Origin of the sequence: Psychrobacter sp. ENNN9_III (assembly GCF_001462175.1) — a bacterium.
GTDB lineage: Bacteria > Pseudomonadota > Gammaproteobacteria > Pseudomonadales > Moraxellaceae > Psychrobacter.
The window spans coordinates 22,632-45,290 of sequence record NZ_LNUO01000038.1 but is presented as its reverse complement, the minus strand read 5'-3'; the positions used below and the strand labels follow the sequence as shown (position 1 = coordinate 45,290).

Annotated in this window: 28 protein-coding genes; 4 read left to right on the top strand and 24 right to left on the bottom strand. The window is 40.3% G+C overall.

Annotated elements, in window-relative coordinates:
• Positions 1–135 precede the first annotated feature (135 nt).
• The 5 genes from PENNN9_RS03180 to PENNN9_RS03160 form a co-directional block, all read right to left on the bottom strand.
• Positions 136–348 carry a cold-shock protein gene (locus PENNN9_RS03180; RefSeq protein WP_058368296.1) on the bottom strand — a complete coding sequence of 71 codons (213 nt, stop codon included), beginning with the start codon at positions 346–348 and terminating at the stop codon, positions 136–138.
• Positions 349–617: 269 nt separating this feature from the next.
• Entirely contained in the window at positions 618–1,046 is a 429-nt protein-coding gene (locus PENNN9_RS03175) for a hypothetical protein (RefSeq protein ID WP_058368295.1), read from the bottom strand.
• Positions 1,047–1,358: 312 nt separating this feature from the next.
• Complete coding sequence (gene ilvC / locus PENNN9_RS03170; RefSeq protein WP_058368294.1) at positions 1,359–2,375, bottom strand: ketol-acid reductoisomerase; 1,017 nt, start codon at positions 2,373–2,375, stop codon at positions 1,359–1,361.
• Positions 2,376–2,496: 121 nt separating this feature from the next.
• Positions 2,497–2,991, bottom strand: a complete 495-nt coding sequence (gene ilvN, locus PENNN9_RS03165; RefSeq protein WP_058368293.1) for an acetolactate synthase small subunit — start codon at positions 2,989–2,991, stop codon at positions 2,497–2,499.
• Positions 2,991–4,703, bottom strand: a complete 1,713-nt coding sequence (locus PENNN9_RS03160) for an acetolactate synthase 3 large subunit (RefSeq protein WP_058368297.1) — start codon at positions 4,701–4,703, stop codon at positions 2,991–2,993. Before PENNN9_RS03160 ends, ilvN begins: the two co-directional genes overlap by 1 nt.
• Before the next feature lie 841 nt (positions 4,704–5,544).
• Here PENNN9_RS03160 and PENNN9_RS03155 point away from each other — a divergent pair.
• Complete coding sequence (locus tag PENNN9_RS03155; RefSeq protein WP_058368292.1) at positions 5,545–6,048, top strand: DUF4124 domain-containing protein; 504 nt, start codon at positions 5,545–5,547, stop codon at positions 6,046–6,048.
• A gap of 66 nt (positions 6,049–6,114) precedes the next feature.
• On the opposite strand, the gene PENNN9_RS03150 is transcribed toward PENNN9_RS03155, so the two are convergent.
• Positions 6,115–7,869 carry an NAD(P)H-hydrate dehydratase gene (locus PENNN9_RS03150; protein WP_058368291.1) on the bottom strand — a complete coding sequence of 585 codons (1,755 nt, stop codon included), beginning with the start codon at positions 7,867–7,869 and terminating at the stop codon, positions 6,115–6,117.
• A gap of 194 nt (positions 7,870–8,063) precedes the next feature.
• On the opposite strand from PENNN9_RS03150, the gene queG reads away from it, so the two are divergent.
• Positions 8,064–9,266: a tRNA epoxyqueuosine(34) reductase QueG gene (queG, locus tag PENNN9_RS03145; RefSeq protein WP_058368290.1), complete on the top strand. Its 1,203-nt coding sequence runs from the start codon at positions 8,064–8,066 to the stop codon at positions 9,264–9,266.
• 164 nt (positions 9,267–9,430) lie between these two features.
• On the opposite strand, the gene lysM is transcribed toward queG, so the two are convergent.
• The 6 genes from lysM to PENNN9_RS03115 all read right to left on the bottom strand — a co-directional run bounded on the left by lysM (position 9,431) and on the right by PENNN9_RS03115 (position 14,056).
• Positions 9,431–9,940, bottom strand: coding sequence for a peptidoglycan-binding protein LysM (gene lysM / locus PENNN9_RS03140; protein WP_058368289.1), 510 nt, complete (start codon positions 9,938–9,940; stop codon positions 9,431–9,433).
• Positions 9,941–10,303: 363 nt separating this feature from the next.
• Positions 10,304–10,540, bottom strand: coding sequence for an acyl carrier protein (gene acpP, locus PENNN9_RS03135; protein WP_058368288.1), 237 nt, complete (start codon positions 10,538–10,540; stop codon positions 10,304–10,306).
• Between the two features lie 275 nt (positions 10,541–10,815).
• Positions 10,816–11,544: a 3-oxoacyl-ACP reductase FabG gene (fabG, locus tag PENNN9_RS03130; RefSeq protein ID WP_058368287.1), complete on the bottom strand. Its 729-nt coding sequence runs from the start codon at positions 11,542–11,544 to the stop codon at positions 10,816–10,818.
• Complete coding sequence (fabD, locus tag PENNN9_RS03125; RefSeq protein WP_058368286.1) at positions 11,541–12,509, bottom strand: ACP S-malonyltransferase; 969 nt, start codon at positions 12,507–12,509, stop codon at positions 11,541–11,543. The genes fabG and fabD overlap by 4 nt, the downstream gene beginning before the upstream one ends.
• Before the next feature lie 414 nt (positions 12,510–12,923).
• Positions 12,924–13,106, bottom strand: coding sequence for a 50S ribosomal protein L32 (gene rpmF / locus PENNN9_RS03120; RefSeq protein ID WP_058368285.1), 183 nt, complete (start codon positions 13,104–13,106; stop codon positions 12,924–12,926).
• A 359-nt stretch (positions 13,107–13,465) separates the two neighbouring features.
• The gene (locus PENNN9_RS03115) at positions 13,466–14,056 is read right to left on the bottom strand and encodes a YceD family protein (RefSeq protein WP_058368284.1); all 591 of its coding nucleotides are present in this window, start codon (positions 14,054–14,056) and stop codon (positions 13,466–13,468) included.
• 183 nt (positions 14,057–14,239) lie between these two features.
• Here PENNN9_RS03115 and PENNN9_RS03110 point away from each other — a divergent pair, with 183 nt between their 5' ends.
• On the top strand, positions 14,240–14,980 hold the full coding sequence (locus PENNN9_RS03110; protein WP_058368283.1) for an elongation factor P hydroxylase: 741 nt from the start codon (positions 14,240–14,242) through the stop codon (positions 14,978–14,980).
• A gap of 252 nt (positions 14,981–15,232) precedes the next feature.
• Positions 15,233–15,853 carry an L-threonylcarbamoyladenylate synthase gene (locus PENNN9_RS03105; RefSeq protein ID WP_058368282.1) on the top strand — a complete coding sequence of 207 codons (621 nt, stop codon included), beginning with the start codon at positions 15,233–15,235 and terminating at the stop codon, positions 15,851–15,853.
• A gap of 79 nt (positions 15,854–15,932) precedes the next feature.
• Here PENNN9_RS03105 and rplQ read toward each other — a convergent pair whose 3' ends face one another.
• The 12 genes from rplQ to rplF form a co-directional block, all read right to left on the bottom strand.
• Positions 15,933–16,292, bottom strand: a complete 360-nt coding sequence (gene rplQ, locus PENNN9_RS03100) for a 50S ribosomal protein L17 (protein ID WP_010196736.1) — start codon at positions 16,290–16,292, stop codon at positions 15,933–15,935.
• A 19-nt stretch (positions 16,293–16,311) separates the two neighbouring features.
• Positions 16,312–17,319, bottom strand: coding sequence for a DNA-directed RNA polymerase subunit alpha (locus PENNN9_RS03095; RefSeq protein ID WP_058368281.1), 1,008 nt, complete (start codon positions 17,317–17,319; stop codon positions 16,312–16,314).
• An 81-nt stretch (positions 17,320–17,400) separates the two neighbouring features.
• Positions 17,401–18,042, bottom strand: coding sequence for a 30S ribosomal protein S4 (gene rpsD / locus PENNN9_RS03090; RefSeq protein WP_058368280.1), 642 nt, complete (start codon positions 18,040–18,042; stop codon positions 17,401–17,403).
• Positions 18,043–18,090: 48 nt separating this feature from the next.
• On the bottom strand, positions 18,091–18,480 hold the full coding sequence (rpsK, locus tag PENNN9_RS03085) for a 30S ribosomal protein S11 (RefSeq protein ID WP_058368279.1): 390 nt from the start codon (positions 18,478–18,480) through the stop codon (positions 18,091–18,093).
• 20 nt (positions 18,481–18,500) lie between these two features.
• Positions 18,501–18,857 carry a 30S ribosomal protein S13 gene (rpsM, locus tag PENNN9_RS03080; RefSeq protein WP_058368278.1) on the bottom strand — a complete coding sequence of 119 codons (357 nt, stop codon included), beginning with the start codon at positions 18,855–18,857 and terminating at the stop codon, positions 18,501–18,503.
• A 251-nt stretch (positions 18,858–19,108) separates the two neighbouring features.
• Entirely contained in the window at positions 19,109–19,225 is a 117-nt protein-coding gene (gene rpmJ / locus PENNN9_RS03075; protein ID WP_011279805.1) for a 50S ribosomal protein L36, read from the bottom strand.
• A 30-nt stretch (positions 19,226–19,255) separates the two neighbouring features.
• On the bottom strand, positions 19,256–20,587 hold the full coding sequence (secY, locus tag PENNN9_RS03070; RefSeq protein ID WP_178379383.1) for a preprotein translocase subunit SecY: 1,332 nt from the start codon (positions 20,585–20,587) through the stop codon (positions 19,256–19,258).
• A 19-nt stretch (positions 20,588–20,606) separates the two neighbouring features.
• A complete protein-coding gene (rplO, locus tag PENNN9_RS03065; RefSeq protein ID WP_058368276.1) occupies positions 20,607–21,047 on the bottom strand; it encodes a 50S ribosomal protein L15 in 441 nt (146 codons plus the stop codon).
• A complete protein-coding gene (gene rpmD / locus PENNN9_RS03060; protein WP_058368275.1) occupies positions 21,047–21,226 on the bottom strand; it encodes a 50S ribosomal protein L30 in 180 nt (59 codons plus the stop codon). Before rpmD ends, rplO begins: the two co-directional genes overlap by 1 nt.
• A 20-nt stretch (positions 21,227–21,246) precedes the next feature.
• On the bottom strand, positions 21,247–21,753 hold the full coding sequence (gene rpsE / locus PENNN9_RS03055) for a 30S ribosomal protein S5 (protein ID WP_058368274.1): 507 nt from the start codon (positions 21,751–21,753) through the stop codon (positions 21,247–21,249).
• Between the two features lie 2 nt (positions 21,754–21,755).
• A complete protein-coding gene (gene rplR / locus PENNN9_RS03050) occupies positions 21,756–22,106 on the bottom strand; it encodes a 50S ribosomal protein L18 (RefSeq protein WP_058368273.1) in 351 nt (116 codons plus the stop codon).
• Between the two features lie 11 nt (positions 22,107–22,117).
• A complete protein-coding gene (gene rplF, locus PENNN9_RS03045; RefSeq protein WP_058368272.1) occupies positions 22,118–22,651 on the bottom strand; it encodes a 50S ribosomal protein L6 in 534 nt (177 codons plus the stop codon).
• Between the last annotated feature and the right edge of the window lie 8 nt (positions 22,652–22,659).

Genomic DNA, 22,659 nt, shown 5'->3' with positions numbered 1-22,659 from the left:
ACCTGATAAGAGGTTGCTTTTTTTATAAAGTCTAAACAATATTTTTGTTGTTATACAACAAACTAATCTTAGCTTTTATATAATCTTTTAAAATGAAAAGTATTGATCAGACGATCAAACTTGACAGAGATAAGATTAAAGTGCTTCGATTTGCTCAGCTTGTGGTCCTTTCTTACCATCACCTAAGATGAAAGACACTTTTTGACCTTCAGCTAGAGTTTTGAAACCGTTACCTTGGATAGCGCTGTAGTGAGCAAATACGTCTTGTCCACCGTTGTCTTGAGCGATAAAACCAAAACCTTTAGCTTCATTAAACCACTTTACAGTGCCTTCAACTTTATCTGACATAAATTTTCCTAACTCTTTAACTGTTGATGAGACTTGTGTCATCACCGATTAATTGACAAATACTCAGTCGAATTTTAAGCAAATGCTAAGACTAAAACCAGTGTTATATCTTGAAGATATATGACTATTTCCGTCTACAACTCCCTAAGTACAAGTTTAGTATACCAGCTTTTATTGTGATCAGGATGTTAAATTGCGAGTTTTTGTAAAGGTATAGTTATTCATTTAGTAAACTTGTGTAACCGAATATAGCACTTTTAATAATATATTTATGAATCAAATATAGGCAACCAAGGAAGTGCTAAGACAAATAAACATAATCCAAAGAATATTAAAGCAAATGACTGGCTATAAGCGATATATTTAGAAGGTATTACCAAATCCTCAGGAGAGTCTGGAATACCACGAAGTTTAAGCAAGCGTGTTCCATAAACCCAACCAAAAACCGTATAAAGACCATAGGCTGCTGGTACAGTTGTCGCTAATGGCGATAAATCAATCACATATATCATGACTATAGAAACGAAAAACCATGAAGTGTCTAATAGTGAGCTGAATTGAAAAAATAAAGATTTAGGCAGCTTACCATTGCTACGCTTGAGCATCTCGCCTTCTATCCAAATCAGAACGGCAACGACAGCACTGAAAGTAATATATGCGAATTGCGGCGTTAGCCAGTCTGGAAAAGATATTTGCACAGCATATAACCTATAATATAAATAAAAAAAATAAAGAAAAACGATTAAATACCATTATGTCTAAGCTTATTATTTTGTAAGAATTAACTTTTGCATAAGTGGTATATCGGTTGTTTACATTGGGTGATAATTGTAAGTTTTCAAGCGCTATTCTTATTACTTTTAAATTTAATGGGGTATTTCATTATTTTAATACCAGTACCTTTTGTTTACACTCATCAAAATTAGTTATACTAACGATTATATGGCATTAAAAAACCCATGTTATCTCACAATAACATGGGTCTTAATAATAGCTTAGTAGATAATTATTTAGTTTTTGTCTTTATCAATAATTTTATTACCACCAATCCAAGGCATCATACCGCGTAGCTTCGCACCTGTCTTCTCAATCTCATGTTCAGCGTTGTTACGCCGACGGGCTGTCATAGATGGATAGTTTGTAGCACCCTCACTGATAAACATTTTAGCGTATTCACCAGACTGGATACGCTTTAGTGCGTTACGCATGGCTTCGCGTGATTGCTCGTTGATGACCTCTGTACCAGTCACATACTCGCCATATTCTGCATTATTACTGATTGAATAGTTCATATCAGCGATACCGCCCTCATACATGAGGTCGACGATGAGCTTAAGCTCATGTAAGCATTCGAAGTATGCCATTTCTGGCGCGTAACCAGCTTCTGTCAGGGTTTCAAAGCCCATTTTGACCAGTTCAACAGCACCGCCACATAGTACTGCTTGCTCACCGAACAAGTCAGTTTCAGTCTCGTCTTTAAAGGTTGTTTCGATAATACCTGAACGACCGCCACCAACACCAGCAGCATAAGACAATGCCAACTGCTTAGCTTGACCTGACGCATCTTGATAAATAGCGATAAGGTCTGGGATGCCGCCACCTTTAACAAACTCAGAACGTACCGTATGTCCTGGTGCTTTTGGTGCTACCATGATGACATCTAGATCACTGCGCGGCACTACTTGGTTATAATGAATAGCAAAACCATGAGCAAAAGCGAGCGTCGCGCCCTCTTTGATATTTGGCTCAATCACATCATTATAAAGCTGCTTTTGAAACTCATCTGGTGTCAAAATCATAACGACGTCAGCGGCTTTTACTGCCTCTTCTACTTCAGACACTTTTAGGCCCGCGTTTTCAGCTTTTCTCCACGAACCAGAGTTAGCACGGAGACCAACTGTTACATCCACACCAGATTCTTGTAAGTTCAAGGCATGAGCATGCCCTTGTGAGCCATAACCAATAATAGCCACTTTTTTGCCTTGGATGATGGATAGATCACAATCTTTATCATAAAAAACGTTCATAGGTAGAGTCCTTTTCCTCAATTATGGGAAGCCATGGGTAGTAAATACTTATATCGTGTTTATTTTTTAAAATAGTAAACAATATAAACCTAGTAATAAATTTATTTAAAAAAAAATAATATTAAACGCTCAGGGTCTTCTCGCCGCGAGCAATACCAATTACGCCTGAACGTACCACTTCTAGCACACGCTCACGACCGATAGTATCAATAAAGCCATCAAGCTTAGCAGTATCACCAACGATTTGGATAGTATATAGATTAGCATTTACATCGACGATTTGAGCACGGAATATATCAGCACTACGTTTAATTTCTTCACGCACACTGCCAGTGGCGCGAACTTTAATCAACATAAGCTCACGTTCGACGTGTACATTTTCAGATAGATTCAATACTTTAATCACTTCAATCAGTTTATGCAACTGCTTGGTAATTTGCTCAATTTTTTCTGGTGAAGTAATCGTTGTTACTGTCAAGCGTGAAATAGAGGGATCTTCCGTTGGCGCGACGTTTAAGGTCTCAATATTGTAACCACGTTGAGAAAACAAGCCAACCAACCGCGACAACGATCCCGCTTCGTTTTCTATTAATACCGAAATCAGATGTTGTTGCATTAGGTACGCTCCCCTTTTGATAACCACATATCACGCATCGTTTGACCTGCGACTTGCATCGGATATACATGCTCATTACGATCAACGTAGACATCGATGAACACAAGCTTGTCTTTCATTGCCATTGCCTCAGCTAACTGTTCTTCCATTTTTTCAGGGTCAGTGATTTTGATACCAACATGACCATAACTTTCAGCCAACTTAACGAAGTCAGGCAATGAATTCATATACGAATGAGCATGGCGACCCTCATATAGCATATCTTGCCACTGCTTAACCATACCCAACTGAGCGTTATTGAGGTTCAAAATCTTAACTGGTAAATCATACTGCAGACACGTTGACAGCTCTTGAATATTCATCTGAATTGAGCCTTCACCTGTAATACAGACGACATCACGCTCTGGTCTTACAAGCTTCGCTGCCATAGCGTACGGCAAGCCGACACCCATGGTACCAAGGCCACCTGAGTTAAGCCATTGACGCGGCTCGTTATAAGTATAATAAAGTGCAGCAAACATTTGATGCTGACCGACATCACTCGTAATAATTGCATTACCTTCGGTGATTTTGCACAAGGCCTGTACCACGTTTTGCGGCTTGATACCATTTTCAGTATCAGTGTCATAACGTAGCCCATGACGCTTGCGCCACTCGTTAATCTGAGACCACCAATCTAACAATGCATGTTGCTCTAACTCTTTATCTTCCCCAATAATAGATAGCATATCGCTCAGTACAGACTTTACATCACCAACGATAGGAATATGCGCAAAGATAGTTTTTGAGATAGAAGCTGGATCAATATCTATATGGATGATTGTCGCATTTGGACAAAACTTTTTGACATTATTGGTTACGCGATCATCAAAACGTGCCCCAACTGCTAAAATGACATCTGCATGATGCATAGTCATGTTAGCTTCATAAGTACCATGCATGCCAAGCATTCCTAAGAACTGACGATCAGAACCAGGAAAGGTACCAAGACCCATCAAAGTATTAGTAACTGGCAAGTTCAAACGATGAGCAATATCTTTTAACTCTTCATGAGCCTTACTCCAAATAACGCCGCCACCTGCATAAACAACGGGACGCTTCGCTGCTAGTAAAGTCTCAACAGCTCTTTTTATCTGACCGCTATGACCCTTAACAGATGGCTGATAAGATCTTACAAACACATCTTTTGGATATTCGTAGGCATATTTTTCGCTGGGTGCAGTCATGTCTTTAGGCACATCAATGACGACAGGGCCTGGACGACCAGACTGAGCGATGTAGAAAGCTTTTTTGATGATTGAAGGGATTTCGCTGGCATGACGAACTTGAAAGCTATGTTTGACAATCGGACGTGACACCCCGACCATATCAGTTTCTTGAAACGCATCTTCCCCGATCAAACTACTTGGCACCTGACCTGCAATAACAACCATCGGTACTGAGTCCATAAACGCTGTCGCAATAGCAGTCACTGTATTCGTAGCGCCAGGCCCTGATGTCGCCAATACAACACCTGTATTACCAGTTGTTCGCGAATAAGCATCAGCCATGTGTCCTGCTGCTTGCTCATGACGGACTAAGATATGTTCAATATTATCTTGTTGGAACAGTGCATCATATATGTGTAAAACCGCGCCACCTGGATAGCCGAAAATATACTCGACCCCTTCATCAGTTAGCGATTGCACCAACATCTCTGCACCAGATAGCATCACAGGCTGGGTGCTATCCTCAGCAATACGTTGTTGTTTCTCATCGAAATGCTTGGCGGCATTACCCGTTTGAGTATGGCCGGTCATGTTCGGACTTTGCGTGGTTTGCGTCACTGTCATCACCTTATCAATAATATGTGATCACCATGTCGGAGCATAACTGTACGATAAGACAGCAAATTACTCAAACATAGCAATTTATATGGTCAGTTTTTGATAGGAGTTTATCGATGTACATGACAAGATGCTAGTTAAAGCACTTTTAATAGAAGCTTATTATTCATAGGACATGTAGGAATATTAAAACAATCAGATATCCATACTAACGACAATATAGATTGCCTAAATACAAGCGACATACCGATAAGACGGTTACACTCTGTATTACATATAACAGGGTGAATACGCAGTATTTGATTTTTAATATTCAAAAATAATAAGTTTATCTTAGTCATTGTAGACCGATGAGTCCGGAGACAGTAAGTACAGTTAAGAATGAAGACTGTGGCAGTCATTATTCATACTACGCTATGCTACTGTCACAAAGAGCATAAAACTGTAGAGACTGCTGATAAGCAGTAACCAGTAATTATCCTCAAGTGCTACGGCAATATCATAAAAGCCGCTCACTGACCAATCAACTGTTCTTATATTCGGTGGTTTAAGCCCTATTGTCAAGAAAAACTTGTGAAACCTATCCTTAACTATTAGTTATTAAATAATGTACATTTAACATTACTTTTTGTTAGAATCGACATATATTGTATACTCATTGTAATTTATACAATGATACGTTTACGCTTACATATGGATATTTTTATTCATTAAAAGGATTGCTAGCATGGCATACTCATCCATGATTCATACTGTCAATAAACTGTTAGTTGGCATTATTACCACTTGTATATTTGTTCTACCTATGAGTGCAAGTCATGCTATTCAAGTTTACAAATCCATTGGCACGCATGGTGAGGTCAAATATAGTCAACATGCACCGCAAAATGCACGGAATATCGAGGTAATTGAGTTCCGTAGTGATGGTAGAGAAACGAATGCAGGACAAATGGCCGGAAAAACAGAAGCCAACCAGAACAGCAATACCCTAAGCGCTGAAGAACAACGAGTTGCGCAACTTGAGGCGCGTATTAAAGATCAAGAAGCACAGGCAAATGCTCAGCGCTGCCAATCGTTACGTAACAACTTAACCAATTTAAATGTCGGTGGCCGTATCTATGAGATGGATGCAAACGGTAAACGCCAGTATTTAGATGGACGAGAGATTGAACTTAAGCGAGAGCGTGTACAACAAGCGATTGGACAGTATTGTCAAGGTACAGAGACTTAAGTACAGCTAACTTTAGTAATGAGCATATCTCATTACCAAAGCTGTCTTTAACGAAGTTTATATTACTTAGTAAGTTATTTTTTGCATGATATGACGTATGGCTGCTGGCATATCTTGAGCTTGCAAGCCGCGTTGTCCAACCAATAACTGCTCTTTACTTACATGCTTATATGTCGCAGCATCATATGAATTTTGATGAACCAACATATCACCTGCTAATGCATGGATCATCACTGCTTGACGCAAGTTACTCTGCTCACTATCTAAGTCTTCTTGCGCCAATAATCCTGCAACCACTCCAGATAGTATATCCCCCATTCCAGCTGTTGCCATCCCAGCATTACCAGCACCGCAAACATATATGTTCTCTTGCTCTAAAATAAGCGAGCCTGCGCCTTTTAATACCCAATTGCCACCATACCAATTAGCGCATTGTTGTATAGCTGACAATCTGTCGTTTTCTATCTCACTAATCTCTTTATTTAATAATTTGGCTGCTTCACCACTATGTGGCGTTAAACAAACCTTGTACGTCTTACTGTACTCTCGCAGTTCAGTAACAATGTCGTGTTTCTCTATGTGTAGCGCTGCTAAATGATATAGACCGTCGGCATCGATGACTAACGTACTCTTATGCGTCATTACCGCGTGCACGTAACGGATAAATAGTATTTTTGCTTTTTCATCGCGACCAAGCCCTATACCGATCGTAACGACGCTTGCACTTTCAATTAAACGCTCAACGCCCTCTTGATCGTGTAGGTCAATTGTCATCGCATCAGGTAACGAAGTCAATAACGCGCTGTGAAAGGCTTGATGACAGGCAACGGTTATTTTACCAGTCCCAGTTGCCATCGCACTAGAAGCAGTCAGAATTGCGGCACCACCCATACCTTGAGAGCCATCAATACGATTGCCTCCAATCACTAAGACATGACCATAGCTACCTTTATAACTGTTATGACAACGCGGCGTCAGATGCTGGGCATCTTTAAGCAATACTGCAACAGGTTCAATAGATGCATAAGGTAACAACGGTATATCAATTATTTCTCCACTATAATCCATACCATCTTTGGTATGCAGACCAAACTTACGCGCAATCAAACATAAAGTAATATCCGCTTGTATGGCTAATTTCTCAAATACTTGTCCAGTAGAAGCGATTAGACCACTTGGAATATCAACGGCAATGGTTAAAGCGTCAATCTGCTGAGCCGCATTATTAAATGTTACAATTGCTTGTTCATACAAACCTTTTGGCGCACGATCTAAACCAATACCAAATAGTGCATCGATATAGATATCAGCCTGCAAGGCCATATCCAATTGATCATTTTCATTTTGATAACCTTGCATGTCTTCAAAGCGTTGGTAAGGACAGTTCATGCCTAAAGCCTTATGCTGAGCCTTTGTTGCATCATTGACTGTTTCTTGGCTCTTTTGATTGTTATCTGCCCGATTATCCACTTCTACGCCGACTGTTATCACTTGTACTTGCCAGCCCGCTTGCTGTAGATAATGAGCAATCAACCAACCATCTCCGCCATTATTACCTTGCCCTACCCAAATACACACGCTAGGCTGACGAGCCATATAATAATGATGTCTGGCGTAGCGCTTCGTTTGCGCCTTGACTCGTTCATAAAGCGGTATAATACATTGTGCCATTTGCCAAGCAGCTTGTTGCATCAAACCAAAGCTATCATATCCTTGTGCAAACCATGCTTGCTCCATGGTATAAACTTGGTCGCTAGCGTATAAAGCGATAGGCAATGACGAGTACGGGCACTGTGCTGCGGATTGTGTTGATGACTGCATAATATTCCTTTTTCTTATTTTATGAATATATAAACTGCTAGGATATAAATATAACAAAAACATATCTAGTTTTATGTATTAATACTAACAACCCAATATTTCATTTTTATGGTTGCATAGGCAGTAATCTGGCCTATCATAGCTGCTATAACATCATTATTGATGTATAAACTCACAAACTAGTACCCTCTAATATGAACAATAAATCATCAACCAAACAGCATACAATGCATTCCTCTAGTCAGCAAACGAGCGTTAATATTGAAGTTACCAATACTCCTGTATTTGCTACTGCAGTAGAGGTAAAACAATGGATTAAGTCTGAGGCACAAGCTTTAGGATTCGCTGACTGTGGGTTCTTATCCGTCCATCATCCTTTATTTGCTCAGCAGATTGAGCAGCTACAACAGTGGTTAGACAAAGGATATGAAGGGCAATTGCAGTTTATGCACAATAATCATGATTTAAGAGCACATCCTGCTAAGCTCGTTGCAGGCGCACAAACCATCATCAGCGTACGTATGGACTATCTAACCCAGACACCAGTGCCACGCACTGTCACCGATAACGATTACCCTAATCAGGGTATCATTGCACGTTATGCACGAGGCCGAGACTATCATAAGACGATGCGTAGCCGTTTAAAGCAATTGGCACTTAAGATTGAAAACAAGCTCCCTGAATGGCAGCATTTAAACATTGGCGCCGAGTCAGATTTTGTTTTTCGTCCGTTTAGTGATTCTGCTCCTATTTTTGAGCGACCAATAGCAGATGCAGTTGGTCTTGGTTGGACAGGCAAGCATACTTTACTTCTGAATAAATCGGCGGGCTCTTTCTTTGTATTAGGCGAGTTATTTGTCAGCCTTAACTTGCCTGATGACAAGACAGTCAATGCACATTGTGGCAGTTGTAGCGCTTGTATCGACATTTGTCCCACGCAGGCGATCGTCGCTCCTTATAAGCTTAATGCAGCTGCATGCATCTCATACTTGACCATTGAGCACGAAGGGGCAATAGATATAAAGTACCGGCGCGCCATAGGTAATCGAGTATTTGGCTGTGATGACTGTCAGCTTATTTGTCCTTGGAACCGTTACGCCAATCTGACATCGGTAGATGACTTCGCCCCTAGACATAATTTTGATAATATTGGCTTAATTGAGCTGTGGCAGTGGCAAGAGTCTGACTTTTTAGAATATACCAAAGGCAGTCCAATTAGGCGGACAGGATACGTTAATTTTTTGCGAAACATTGCTATCGGATTGGGTAACGCTAATCCTAGTTTAGATGTGATTAACCAATTACAGTCCAAACTAGGATACAACAAAATGCTTGATGAACATATTAATTGGGCAATTACAGAACAGATAGAAAAACTTAGTAATGGTAATAAATAGCATGTTTTATACTATCGAAAAAAGCGTAATAAGATACACATAAGAATCGGACAATAAAAAACGCCTCTTGTGCTAAAAGGCGTTTTATTTGGACCAACTATATTATAATGAGTTCATATATTCTAAGTTATTGTAGTTATAAAAATTATTCTAATTTGTCTCAACTATGGCTTAGGAATGCGTAATACTTGCCCTGGATATATCTTATTTGGATCAGATAACATAGGCTTATTGGCTTCAAATATCTTCATATAGTCACCAGATGAACCATACACCTCTTCGGCAATTTTAGACAAGCTATCGCCAGACTTTACAGTATACATCGTGGACTCAGGCGCATCTTCTTCGATGTCGATATTATCAATAACCTTTGCTACATTCTGCACATTACCAATCGCGATGATGGCTTTTTCACGATCTGCTTGAGTCTTAGCATTACCGCTAATTTCAGCTGTATCGGTTGAACCATTGTATTTAACTTTTAAGTTATCGAGATTAAGATTCTGTTGTTGAATACGGCGCAATAAAATATTGGCAACCGATTGAGCAGAAGGTTCTGTGGTCTTTACTGGTGTATTAGCATCTGCTTTAGTTTCTGATTTTGCATCGTGTTTGTCATCATCACGATTAAAAATCTTATCTCCAATATCTTTTGCAAAACTGAACATACCCATATATATACTCCTTCAAGTCTTATTTGTTAGTTATTTTTTATATTTTAAAATTATGATCGGTGACAGACCAATTTTAGCTGCTACCATCACAATAAGTATAACAAAGTGAAAAAAGTAAAAAAGCTTTAGATAGTAAAAGTATGTTGGATAATGTTACTTCCACATAGATTGTGTTAATGTTAGTGCTATTATAGATTGGACGACATAAATTCTAGCAATGTAAGAAAAAATTTTCATATTATAAACAAACTATGGCATTTAGACCTTCTTCAAAACATAAAAAAACCGCTTATCAATAAAGATAAACGGTTTAGCAAAACTTGCTGTAGTCATATTATAAATAGACTATAAAGCAACAGTGGCTTATAGTTGAGCTTGAACGTAATCGATTGCTTTTTGTACCGTAGTCAATTCTGCTGAATCTTCATCAGGAATAGTAATGCCAAAATCACTTTCAAACGACATAACAAGCTCAACTAAGTCCAGTGAATCCGCACCTAGATCTTCCATGAAAGAAGCGTCATTGCTGATGTCTTCAACATTCATACCCAACTGCTCTGCTACTGCTGATTTTACTCTTAACTCAGTATCATTACTCATATAAACTGCTCCTTTATCTATTAATTTTAAAAACTATCATCTAGCTATTTTTTGAGCTGATAATGTCTGGTCAAATACGGTATTTTATCTCAGAGATAAGACTTTAACACAGTTTGACCCATTTCGATTTATTCAATGTTTTATGAAACCCTTTATAACGCAGGTCTGAAACATAAAAATATGCGTCATTATAACACCATTAAATACAGTTTACACTCGTTCACGCAAGTTTTTATTATACGAGTGTAAACGATATTTTTATCCTACTTATAGCACTACATGTACATGCCACCGTTGACAGGTATAACGGCTCCAGTAATATAACTCGCTTCATCACTAGCCAAGAATAGTGTTGCTGCTGCAATATCTTCTGGCTGCCCCAAACGTCCGATAGGTACAGCATCCAACATAGAATTTAGTAAGCGTTCGTCCAGCTCATCTGTCATATCAGTCTCAATCAGTCCTGGTGCTACACAGTTGATAGTTACTTGACGAGAGCCAATCTCACGTGCCAAAGTACGACTAAATCCTTCTACGCCTGCTTTTGTAGCAGCATAGTTAGACTGTCCAGCATTGCCCATTTTTGCAACCACTGAACTGATATTAATAATACGGCCACGACGAGCTTTCATCATGCCGCGTACTGCCCGTTTACTCATGCGATAAACTGAGGTTAGGTTGGTGTCAACCACACTGTCCCAGTCTTCATCTTTCATACGCATTAATAACCCATCTTGGGTAATACCTGCGTTGTTTACTAATACTTGTACGGCACCATATACACTTTCAATCTCTTCAAACAACTTATCAATTTGTGCCGCATCACGAACATCCAAAACTCGGCCAATACCCCCTGAATCATGCAAATAATCGTCGATAAGAGCAGCACCCTTCTCTGTGGTCGCTGTTCCAATGACAAAATGCCCTTCTTTCGCAAAACGTTTAGCAACTGCCTTACCGATACCGCGACTTGCACCACTAACTAATACAATCGTACGACTCATGATAACACCTCCATCAATTTTTCCATGCGAGCAGGCTTGTCTACTGGATAACTTGTAATTGGCTGCGTTTGTCGCTTAGCGAGATTACTCAGCACGTTACCACTACCGCACTCAATTAATATATTTATTTGTTTGTCTGCCAGCTCTTGCATGGTCTTTGACCACAATACAGGTTCACTAAGCTGTTCTGTTAATGCTTGTTTGATACTTTGGACACTAGTCTCAATACGAGCATGACGGTTTTGGATAACAGGAATGTTGGCTTGATCAAATTTAATAGCAGCCAATTCTTCTGCCAGTGCTTGGCTTGCTGGTGCCATTAATGCACAGTGTGAAGGAACGCTCACTTTTAAAGGAATCGCCTTTTTGCCAGTATTTTGCACCTTATCAATAACAGCCGTTACCCCAGCAGCATTACCAGATATGACAACTTGACCTGGGCTGTTAAAATTAGCAGCACCCACAACAGCGCCATCAACATGTTCAGTCGCTTGCTCACATAACGTTTCAACGCGACTGTCTTCGAGTCCTAATACTGCTGCCATTGCAGTATCAATATCGGCTACTGCCTCTTGCATCAGCTGGCCACGCTTATGTACCAGTTGCACAGCATCGGTTAATGATATAACACCAGCAGCACAAAGTGCACTATATTCACCTAACGAATGGCCTGCTAAATAAAGGGGCTCCTTATCTAGTTTATCTTGCAGGATACGCCATATAGCAATACTGGCTGTTAATAACGCAGGCTGAGTATATTGAGTCTGGTTTAGCTGTTCTTCATCTTGACATATTGCCCATAAGTCTTCACCTAAAGCCTTGCTGGCTTCAGCAAAAGTGTCGTGTACTTGTGGGTATATTTCTGCAAGCTCAGCAGTCATATTGACCGCCTGAGCTCCTTGTCCAGGAAAGATTACTGCAATACGATGGGGTGAGGTTATTACTGTATCAGGTGCAGATGCCATAGCCAATATTCCTTAAGTAATTGAAGATATTCTTAAAATAGACTGAGGATGATTATAAAACAAAATTCTAATGTGTCGCTTATTACAGCGAATTATTACAAACTATACACTGCTCTGCATAATTATTATAGCAAGTCATGAAATCACAGTAATACAAACTGAATAAATCACCAAAAATACTATTGATAAAACCTTGTGACTATTAACCATCGTTATAAGCGCTTGTTAACAGTTATAGACTCATAAATGACACATAATAAAAAACCAAGCTATCTAGCTATCTTACATGCGATAGCGAAATAACTTGGTTTTCATAAGCTCAATATATATTGTTTAATAAAGAATATATTGGATGGCAGTAAATAAATAAAAATACTACCATCACTGTATATCAACTATCAAACAGACAATAATTTAAGCTTCTTGACTAACCTTAAACAGTTGACGACCACGATAAAAACCATCTTTGGTCATATGATGACGACGATGTTTTTCACCAGTAGTCGCATCTACGCTTAGCTCAGCCACGCTCATGTGGTGGTGTGAACGGCGCATGTCACGACGAGAACGGCTTTTACGACTTTTTTGAACAGCCATGATATAGCTCCTATACTTAAAGGGATAAGCTTAAAATTCAGCTTTAATCGATACTGACAGAGGCTATATAATCACAACAACCTAAGTCTTACGCATCATCAAATATTTTACGATATACATCAAACACTAACTAATTATAAAATCTATAGATAATTTGGTTAATCTTTAACTGCATATAGTATGTTGCCAGAATGCAATAAACCGGACATTATACGCATGTTTGGACGAATAATAAAGCATTGACTGCCATTCTTATGTACAAAAAAGATAAAAAACCATTGTCAATAAGAAAACCACCCATACAACTTCATTGTTATGATCAATGTTTTAGACTACTCGCTGTCTTTATATAGCCATTACTATAATTTACCTTTTAACGCTGCTAATGCTGCAAAAGGATTTTCACTCTCTTCTTCTTCAGGTATTTCACCGAACTGCTCAACCACCATTTCACAATCATCATGTTTTGGTGCCAACGGTGTCTTTAATAAGATTTCATCTTCTATTAGTTTTTTGAAAGGCAGCAAACGCTCTGGGGATTGTTCAGTGATGATCTCCTCAAGCAATAGATAATCCTGGTCATCATCAACCAAGCTGGCCTGACTATCATCCTCAAGTAAGGCGATATCATAGTCGTCAGACAAGTCTACCGCAACTGGACGTAGGCAGCGCTGACAAGTTAACCACACCTCTCCAGTTAGGGTAAATCTCAAATGCAAAACATTATTACGACGGTACAATTCAGCGTCAAGCTGTGTCATTGCCTGCTCGTGTTCTGTATTTAATGTACTGACCAGACGATCAAAGATACGTGGATCAACACTTCCTGACCATTCAAAACCAGTGTCAGCCCATTTATCTAAAGAAATATGCTCAGGTATGCTGTTAGATGCAGTTGCTTTGTTGTCAGCGTGAAGTACTGAAGGTTTACTTTCTGGAGTGCATGACATACGCGGCCTCATTCATAAAAACGGTGTATAATATTGTTTGCCATACTAACGGAAAGTGCCCTACTGTGCTAGCGCTAGTATGTTAAGATTTTTTGGTGAATTATCTGTCTGCGATTGTTTTATTTCTCACTTTTTATTCTAAGTCTTATAACTTTTATTCTTTATTGAGCCTATATTTTATTTATGAATTTGCCGAACAATGACTTTCAATTTTCAACCCTACTTTCTCCTATCAAATCAGATGCATTGCGACAACATCTTGAGCAATTATCTGTTTATACCAATGATATATCTACTGATGCATCAATCACGATAAAACAAAACCTGTCTCTATGGAAACAACAGTGGTTTATGTTATCTACAGAACGCGATGAATTTGTAGCTGACGATAACAATGAGGGTTTGGCGCTCTTAGAAGATAGTGAAAAGACCAGTACCAATTGGCTCATAAGGCTGTTTAATACGCTGTTTTCTGACAAGCACGTCATCCTAGCGCGTAGTAATGGAGAACCAGAGTATTTTCCTGCAGTCGGACATGAGCCAGCTAGAATCGAATTTGCGCATGGTTATTTTGCCAGCGCCTTACATGAGATTAGCCATTGGTGCGTGGCTGGTGACGCTCGTAGAGAGTTGCCAGACTTTGGCTACTGGTATGCACCCGATGGTCGATCTGCCGCCCAGCAGCAGGCATTTGAACGTGTAGAAATCAAACCACAAGCATTAGAGTGTCTCTTTACCTTAGCCTGCGGTCGCCATTTTAGAGTATCGCAAGACAATTTGTCTGCCGACTTCGATACCAGCGGCAGTACCTTTGCCCTTGATGTTTATAACCAAGTCGAGAATTACATAGCCAAACCCCATACTCTGCCTCGTGATGCAAAAACGTTATTGCATACTTTGCTCAGCGTTTGTGTAACGGGCTAGACTGCCTTGGCTGACATAAATTTAGGCTTACGACTTACCTATCCTTCGTTAACGATTCTCAACGCTTGGTAACGCCTTGCCACTAAACTTATATCTACCCTAAGCTATACTGATAGGTAAAGCAGCGTATTTATCTATATGTTTATGATTTTAATACTACTGCTTCATTGTTGTTTAGTTCATTAAATATAAAATCTTGATCCAATCAATATTCATATGCATAAAACCAATAACTATAAATAAGGAGTCATCATGCAAGTATTTTATGTTCATCCAGAAAATCCGCAGCCACGTCTCATAGAACAAGCTGCTGAACTACTACGCAAAGATCAACTGATGATCTACCCAACAGATACCAGTTATGCTTTTGGCTGTCGTTTGGGCGCAAAAGACGCACTAGAAAAGCTAAAAATGATACGCGAACTTGATGATAAGCACCAATTTACCCTACTTTGCCGTGACTTAAGCGAAATCGCTAACTATGCTACGGTAGACAATGTTCAATTTAAACAGCTTAAAGCCCATACCCCAGCGCCAATTACTTTTATCTTGAACGCTACCAAAGATGTGCCCAAAAAACTGGCTCATGCTAAGAAAAAAACCATCGGTATTCGAGTGCCCAGTAACCCAATTGCCCAAGCACTTTTAGAAGCAATGGATGAGCCTATTTTAACCAGTTCATTAATACTGCCCAACCGTGATGATATACTTGATGATCCTTTTGAGATTGAAGAATTACTAGGTAATCAAATCGACGGTCTAATTAATGCAGGTGTAAAGACTACTAAGCTGACTACTATTATAGATATGACCAGCAGCCAGCCTGAGATTGTCAGACAGGGTGCTGCCAATGTCGATTCGCTGTTATTGTGATTAGCAAAGAACGTAATATACAAAAAAAGGCTCCAATTTAATTGGAGCCTTTTTTATAAATTATATCGTCAATACAAAATTAGTCGCGATCAACCAATTCTACATAAGCCATTGGCGCGTTGTCACCGTCACGATGACCGCATTTTACAATACGCAAATAACCACCTGGACGAGTTTGGTAACGAGGACCTAACGTGCCAAATAGTTTGCCTACCATAGCTTTGCTACGCATACGGCTAAATGCTAAACGACGATTTGCAACGCTGTCTTCTTTAGCCATAGTGATTAATGGCTCTGCAACGCGACGTAGTTCTTTAGCTTTTGGTAATGTTGTTTTGATCAGTTCATGCTCAAATAATGAGTTGGTCATGTTCTGAAACATTGCCTTACGATGACTGCCGGTACGACCCAGCTTGACTCCACTCTTACGATGGCGCATAGTCAAATATCCTTAAAGTTTAACGGCTACGATAAGAAAAGCGATCATCAACACGTAAATCAGCTGGTGGCCAGTTGTCTAGACGCATCCCAAGCTCTAAATCTTTAGACGCTAGTACGTCTTTGATTTCGGTCAATGATTTCTTACCAAGATTTGGGGTTTTTAATAGTTCAGTCTCTGAACGTTGTACCAAATCACCGATATAGTAAATGTTTTCAGCTTTCAAGCAGTTTGCTGAGCGAACCGTTAGTTCAAGATCATCCACAGGGCGTAAAAGCACTGGATCAACCTCTTCTTTTTCTTTCACAGGCTCAGGCGCTTCTTCAGCTTCTAGGTCAACAAAGATAGAAATCTGTTGTTGTAAAATAGTGGCTGCTTTACGAATTGCTTCTTCTGGATCTATAGTGCCATTGGTTTCAAGCTCAACGATAAGACGATCAAGATCAGTACGCTGCTCAACGCGAGCGTTTTCGACCTGATAAGCAACACGTAGCACAGGACTAAAGCTTGCATCAAGCTTTAAGCGTCCAATTGCTTTAGTATCACCATCTTCACGGCGCTGGTTTGCTGGCTCATATCCACGACCCATTACTACGCGCAAACGCATCTTAAGATGACCACGCTCACTTAATGTACCCAACACCAACTCTGGATTGATGATATCGACATTATGCGGTAACGCGATGTCTGCAGCAGTAATAGTGCCTGGACCTTGTTTATCCAAGGTCAAGAATACTTCATTTTGGTCATGAAGCGTAATTGCTAAGCCTTTTAAGTTCAAAAGCAAGTCAAGCACGTCTTCTTGTAGTCCTTCAAGCGTTGAGTATTCATGGTCAACACCATCAATCTCGGCTTCAATGACTGCAGCACCAGGTAATGAAGATAATAAGATGCGACGTAGAGCATTACCTAAGGTATGCCCAAAGCCGCGTTCTAACGGTTCGAGCGTGACTTTCGCAATCGTTTCATTAACCGTATCCACATTAATGGCGTTCGGCGTTAGAAACTCAGTTGCATTTAGCATCATGATGTCACCTCGATTTATTAAACTGGTTTAATTAACGTTAATTGCCCAACGCCATGATTATGACATTGAGCGATACGTCATTTACTTAGAGTATAGCTCAACGATCAAGCTTTCATTGATTTCAGCAGGTAGATCAATACGATCAGGCGCTTGTTTAAACGTACCCTGTAATTTGCTGTGATCAACATCTAGCCATTCTGGAATACCACGTTGTGACGCCAGTTCAATAGCGTTTTTAATACGTAGTTGTTCGCGAGATTTCTCTTGGATAGCGATGACATCACCATCTTGAAGCTGAATTGATGGAATGTTCACACGAACAAATTCATCACGACCAGCCTTTTTTACCATAACAGTACGGTGACTAACTAGCTGACGTGCTTCAGCGCGAGTTGAGCCAAAGCCCATGCGGTAAACCACATTATCTAGACGGCTCTCAAGCATTGCTAGTAGGTTTTCACCAGTAGCACCACGCTTACGAGCGGCTTCTTTATAGTAATTAGCGAACTGACGCTCTAATACACCATAAATACGTTTAACTTTCTGCTTTTCACGCAGCTGTAAAGCATATTCTGAAGTCTTGTTACGGCTAACACCGTGTTGACCTGGTGGACGTCCAGCTTTCTTTGTTTTTACGTCATATGGTTTAACACCAGACTTAAGGCCTAAGTCTGTACCTTCACGACGTGATAATTTGAGTTTTGGTCCAATATAGCGGGCCATTGTTATGTCTCCTATAAGCTCTTATAATAAAAAGCTTCGTCTTTAATATTAGACGCGGCGCTTTTTCGGCGCACGGCAACCATTGTGTGGGATTGGGGTTACATCAGAGATGCTGTTAACTTTATAACCCAATGCACCTAGTGCTCTTACCGCAGACTCACGACCCGGTCCTGGTCCTTTGACCAAAACATCGATATTCTTAACACCATATTCTTGAGCTGCTTTACCAGCAACTTCAGCTGCAACCTGCGCTGCAAATGGTGTAGATTTACGTGAACCACGGAAGCCTTGTCCACCTGAAGTGGCCCAAGCCAATGCATTACCTTGACGATCGGTAATCGTAACAATGGTGTTATTAAAAGACGCATGGATATGGGCTACGCCCTCCGATACTGAACGACGAGTCACTTTTTTGCGACTACGAGTGTCTTTAGCCATCTTTTAGCTTCCTAAGTTAATTATCTTTTGAGAGGGCGTGTCGGACCCTTACGAGTACGAGCGTTGTTTTTGGTATTCTGACCTCTAACTGGTAAGTTACGACGATGACGAATGCCACGGTAACAACCAAGATCTACCAAACGCTTGATATTCATTGACACTTCACGACGAAGATCACCCTCAGTCGTGTAATTTGCAACTTGTGCACGGATAGCATCCAACTGTGTATCATCTAACTGACTGACTTTAGTAGTAGGGGCAATGCCAACTGCTTCTAGGATTTTCTGAGCAGTGGTACGACCTACACCAAAGATGTAAGTTAGTGAAATAACAGCATGCTTATTATCCGGAATGTTTACGCCGGCAATACGAGCCATTGATTTCTCTCCATTGAAGAAAAATAAGCGTTATTTATCATAAGGCATTATTTTTCAGATTTGTTGCTGTCAATACGAAAGCTTTTATAATTATTATTACTGCTTTGACTTTATACTAAGCCTATTCATTAACGACATTATAAAAGTTTTGCATAAACTACGGCAAGTGGCGGATGATATCGCATCCGCCGTTATAATTCAAGTATTAATTTCGTTTATAGTAAAGCTATATTCACCTAAACTACTACTTATTAACCTTGACGCTGCTTGTGGCGTGGTTCTGCTGTGCAAATAACATGTACACGACCTTTACGGCGCACAACTTTACAGCTACCACAAATCTTTTTAACTGATGCTTGAACTTTCATAGCATACTCCTTGAAATATCACACTACTCTCTAAGATTGAGTAGGCGACTGAATTAACGTCTGATCATGATATTGATGGGTCATCAAATGCGCTTGAATTTGCGATATGAAATCCATTACCACAACCACCATAATCAGTAACGATGTACCGCCAAGATTGAATGGTACTCCAAATGATGATTGGATAACCATTGGCATTAAACAAATAACCGTCATGTATATTGCACCAATAAAAGTCAATCGGTTTAATACATGATCGAGGTAACGCTGAGTTTGCTGTCCTGGGCGAATACCTGGAATATACGCACCACTACGCTTAAGGTTTTCTGCAACTTCACGCGGACTAAATACCAATGCCGTATAGAAATAACAGAAGAAAATAATCATCGCACCAAATAATACAAGATACAGTGGCTGCCCAGGAGACAACACCAACGCCATATTTTGTAGTATTTTCTGAGTAAAAGTAGGATCTGTCGAATGACCGACCCACTGTCCTAAACTTGCTGGAAACAACAATAACGAGCTAGCAAAAATAGCAGGGATAACCCCTGCCATGTTCAGCTTGAGCGGCAAATGTGACTGCTGCTGAGCATAAATTTTACGACCTTGCTGTTGTTTTTGAGCATAGTTCACTGGCACACGGCGCTGAGCTCGCTCAATATAGACAATACCAGCTGTTACCGCGACTCCCAAGACTACAAAAATAAATAGCACAATCAAGTTCATTTGACCTTGATTGACCTGTTCAATAGATTGCGAAATCATACCTGGCGTACCAGCCACAATACTTGCAAAAATCAACATCGAAATACCGTTACCAACACCGCGTTCTGTAATTTGCTCACCTAGCCACATTAAGAACATAGCTCCTGCTACTAACGAAGTAACAGCAGGAATATAAAAGGTAAGGCCAGTAGATAATGTTAAGTTTTGACTGATTAAGCCAGCACACATTCCTAACGACTGTACTAAGGCCAAAGCAAGTGTTCCTTGGCGGGTATACTTGTTTAGCTTGCGTCGTCCTGCTTCACCTTCTTTTTTGAGAGCTTCAAGCGATGGTACTACCGCAGACATCATCTGTACAATAATTGATGCTGAGATATATGGCATAATACCAAGTGCCATGATAGACATACGCTCTAATGCACCGCCTGAAAACATGTTAAACATGCTCAATATGGTATTTTCGTTACGCGAAAACAGATCAGCTAAGTTGACAGGATTAATACCTGGTACTGGAATATGCGACCCTAAACGATAAACAATCAATGCGCCGATTAAAAATAATAAACGTGTCCAAAGCTCATCATATTTACGTATGAAAGCAAATGGATTAAGTGGTATACCAGACGATGACATTGATTGTTTTGACACGTTACTACTCCTCGATGCTACCACCAGCAGCTTCGATTGCTTGCTTAGCGCCTTTAGTTACTTTAATACCTTTAAAAGTATAAGCTTTAGTAACTTCGCCTGATAACATAACACGGGCACGCTTCATATCATGACGGATAAGGTTAGCCGCTTTAAGCGTTTCTAGACTAACTACATCACCTTCAATTTTATTCAATTCAGACAGACGAACTTCAGCAGTCGTCATTGCCATTTTACTGGTAAAACCAAATTTCGGTAGACGACGATATAAAGGCATTTGACCACCTTCAAATCCTGAGCGAATGCTAGAACCTGAACGCGATTTTTGACCTTTTACACCGCGACCGCCAGTCTTACCAAGACCTGAACCGATACCACGACCACGACGTTGGGCAGTTTTCTTTGCGCCAACACCTGGTGATAATTCATTTAATCTAAGTCCCATTACGCTTCCTCCACTTTTACCATGTAGTTGACGCGATTGACCATACCACGGGTTGAAGGAGTATCTTCAACTACCACACTATGATTAATACGGCGTAAACCCAATCCTTTCAAGCTCGCTTTGTGGCTCTTTAGGCGATGGGCACCCGATTTAAATTGAGTGACTTTCATTTTTTTCATCGTAACTCACCTAGTTTAAGTTAACCCAAGATTTCGTCTACAGATTTACCACGTTTCGCTGCCATCTTCTCTGGAGTTGACATATCACGTAAACCGTTAAACGTTGCACGAACAACATTAGCAGTATTGGTAGAACCATAACATTTGGTTAAAACATCTTTGACACCCGCAACTTCTAATACTGCACGCATTGCGCCACCAGCGATTACGCCAGTACCTTCAGATGCAGGCTGCATAAAGACTTTACTTGCACCGTGACGTGCTTTGATCGGATGATATAAAGTTGCCTCATCAAGCTCAACAGTAATCATATTGCGTTTAGCAGCTTCTAGTGCTTTTTGAATAGCGGCTGGCACTTCACGTGCTTTACCACGACCAAAACCAACACGACCATTACCATCACCAACTACAGTTAGTGCAGTGAATGAGAAGATACGACCACCCTTGACTACTTTTGCAACGCGATCAACAGTTACTAAACGTTCTACTAGACCATCGGTCTGTTCATTTTTATCATTTCTCGCCATGATTAAAACTCCAATCCATTTTCGCGAGCTGCTTCAGCTAAAGCTTTCACTCGACCATGATATTTAAAACCACTACGGTCAAAGGCAACTTTAGTAATACCAGCTGCTTTTGCGCGTTCTGCGATCAATTGGCCTACAGACGTCGCTGCATCAGCGTTACCAGTTGCACCTGAGCGCAAGCTGCCATCCAAGGTAGATGCCTGAGCAATCACTTCACCACCGTTAGGAGAGATAATCTGGGCATATATGTGCTTCGGCGTGCGGTTAACCGTTAGACGATGAACGCCCAAAAAACGGATATGCGCGCGGGTTTTTTTAGCTCGACGCAGACGAGCTGCTTTTTTATCAAACATTTCAACTCACCTTATTTTTTCTTAGCTTCTTTACGAACGATACGCTCGTCGCTATAACGAATACCTTTACCTTTGTAAGGCTCTGGTGGGCGGAAACCACGGATATTAGCTGCTGCTTGACCAAGCTGCTGTTTATTGTTTGATTTTAAAACAATCTCAGTTTGCGTTGGAGTCTCAGCTGATACACCTTCAGGTAACGTATACTCTACTGGATGCGAGTAACCAACATTCAGGGTCACTTTACTACCAGTAGCTTGTGCACGATAACCAACACCAATCAACTGAAGACGTTTTTCAAAACCTTCGTTGACGCCTATAACATAGTTGTTAATTAAGGCGCGCATAGTGCCAGTATGCATCATAGCTTCTTTTGAATCGACTGTAGGTGAGAGAATGATATTATCATCTTCCTGTTTCAGCTCGACCAATTCATGCAGGCGTAAAGACATAGTGCCATTTTTGCCTTTAACTTCGACCTGCCGATCGTTCAAAGTAACGCTTACACCACTAGGTAGCGTCACTGGGGCTTTAGCCACACGAGACATAGGAATAT

What these genes read in the sequence shown, in the direction of transcription:
- PENNN9_RS03160 (WP_058368297.1), bottom strand. Translation starts at nt 4,703, where the DNA reads ATGCTATCTGGTGCAGAGATGTTGGTGCAATCGCTAACTGATGAAGGG.
- rpsE (WP_058368274.1), bottom strand. Translation starts at nt 21,753, where the DNA reads ATGGCGAGAAATGATAAAAATGAACAGACCGATGGTCTAGTAGAACGT.
- rpmF (WP_058368285.1), bottom strand. Translation starts at nt 13,106, where the DNA reads ATGGCTGTTCAAAAAAGTCGTAAAAGCCGTTCTCGTCGTGACATGCGC.
- PENNN9_RS03105 (WP_058368282.1), top strand. Translation starts at nt 15,233, where the DNA reads ATGCAAGTATTTTATGTTCATCCAGAAAATCCGCAGCCACGTCTCATA.
- fabD (WP_058368286.1), bottom strand. Translation starts at nt 12,509, where the DNA reads ATGGCATCTGCACCTGATACAGTAATAACCTCACCCCATCGTATTGCA.
- PENNN9_RS03155 (WP_058368292.1), top strand. Translation starts at nt 5,545, where the DNA reads ATGGCATACTCATCCATGATTCATACTGTCAATAAACTGTTAGTTGGC.
- rplR (WP_058368273.1), bottom strand. Translation starts at nt 22,106, where the DNA reads ATGTTTGATAAAAAAGCAGCTCGTCTGCGTCGAGCTAAAAAAACCCGC.
- queG (WP_058368290.1), top strand. Translation starts at nt 8,064, where the DNA reads ATGAACAATAAATCATCAACCAAACAGCATACAATGCATTCCTCTAGT.
- PENNN9_RS03095 (WP_058368281.1), bottom strand. Translation starts at nt 17,319, where the DNA reads ATGATGCTAAATGCAACTGAGTTTCTAACGCCGAACGCCATTAATGTG.
- rpmD (WP_058368275.1), bottom strand. Translation starts at nt 21,226, where the DNA reads ATGAAAAAAATGAAAGTCACTCAATTTAAATCGGGTGCCCATCGCCTA.
- rpsM (WP_058368278.1), bottom strand. Translation starts at nt 18,857, where the DNA reads ATGGCTCGTATTGCCGGCGTAAACATTCCGGATAATAAGCATGCTGTT.
- PENNN9_RS03110 (WP_058368283.1), top strand. Translation starts at nt 14,240, where the DNA reads ATGAATTTGCCGAACAATGACTTTCAATTTTCAACCCTACTTTCTCCT.
- rpmJ (WP_011279805.1), bottom strand. Translation starts at nt 19,225, where the DNA reads ATGAAAGTTCAAGCATCAGTTAAAAAGATTTGTGGTAGCTGTAAAGTT.
- rpsD (WP_058368280.1), bottom strand. Translation starts at nt 18,042, where the DNA reads ATGGCCCGCTATATTGGACCAAAACTCAAATTATCACGTCGTGAAGGT.
- PENNN9_RS03180 (WP_058368296.1), bottom strand. Translation starts at nt 348, where the DNA reads ATGTCAGATAAAGTTGAAGGCACTGTAAAGTGGTTTAATGAAGCTAAA.
- ilvC (WP_058368294.1), bottom strand. Translation starts at nt 2,375, where the DNA reads ATGAACGTTTTTTATGATAAAGATTGTGATCTATCCATCATCCAAGGC.
- acpP (WP_058368288.1), bottom strand. Translation starts at nt 10,540, where the DNA reads ATGAGTAATGATACTGAGTTAAGAGTAAAATCAGCAGTAGCAGAGCAG.
- PENNN9_RS03150 (WP_058368291.1), bottom strand. Translation starts at nt 7,869, where the DNA reads ATGCAGTCATCAACACAATCCGCAGCACAGTGCCCGTACTCGTCATTG.
- fabG (WP_058368287.1), bottom strand. Translation starts at nt 11,544, where the DNA reads ATGAGTCGTACGATTGTATTAGTTAGTGGTGCAAGTCGCGGTATCGGT.
- lysM (WP_058368289.1), bottom strand. Translation starts at nt 9,940, where the DNA reads ATGGGTATGTTCAGTTTTGCAAAAGATATTGGAGATAAGATTTTTAAT.
- rpsK (WP_058368279.1), bottom strand. Translation starts at nt 18,480, where the DNA reads ATGGCTAAAGACACTCGTAGTCGCAAAAAAGTGACTCGTCGTTCAGTA.
- secY (WP_178379383.1), bottom strand. Translation starts at nt 20,587, where the DNA reads ATGTCATCGTCTGGTATACCACTTAATCCATTTGCTTTCATACGTAAA.
- ilvN (WP_058368293.1), bottom strand. Translation starts at nt 2,991, where the DNA reads ATGCAACAACATCTGATTTCGGTATTAATAGAAAACGAAGCGGGATCG.
- rplO (WP_058368276.1), bottom strand. Translation starts at nt 21,047, where the DNA reads ATGGGACTTAGATTAAATGAATTATCACCAGGTGTTGGCGCAAAGAAA.
- rplQ (WP_010196736.1), bottom strand. Translation starts at nt 16,292, where the DNA reads ATGCGCCATCGTAAGAGTGGAGTCAAGCTGGGTCGTACCGGCAGTCAT.
- rplF (WP_058368272.1), bottom strand. Translation starts at nt 22,651, where the DNA reads ATGTCTCGTGTGGCTAAAGCCCCAGTGACGCTACCTAGTGGTGTAAGC.
- PENNN9_RS03115 (WP_058368284.1), bottom strand. Translation starts at nt 14,056, where the DNA reads ATGTCATGCACTCCAGAAAGTAAACCTTCAGTACTTCACGCTGACAAC.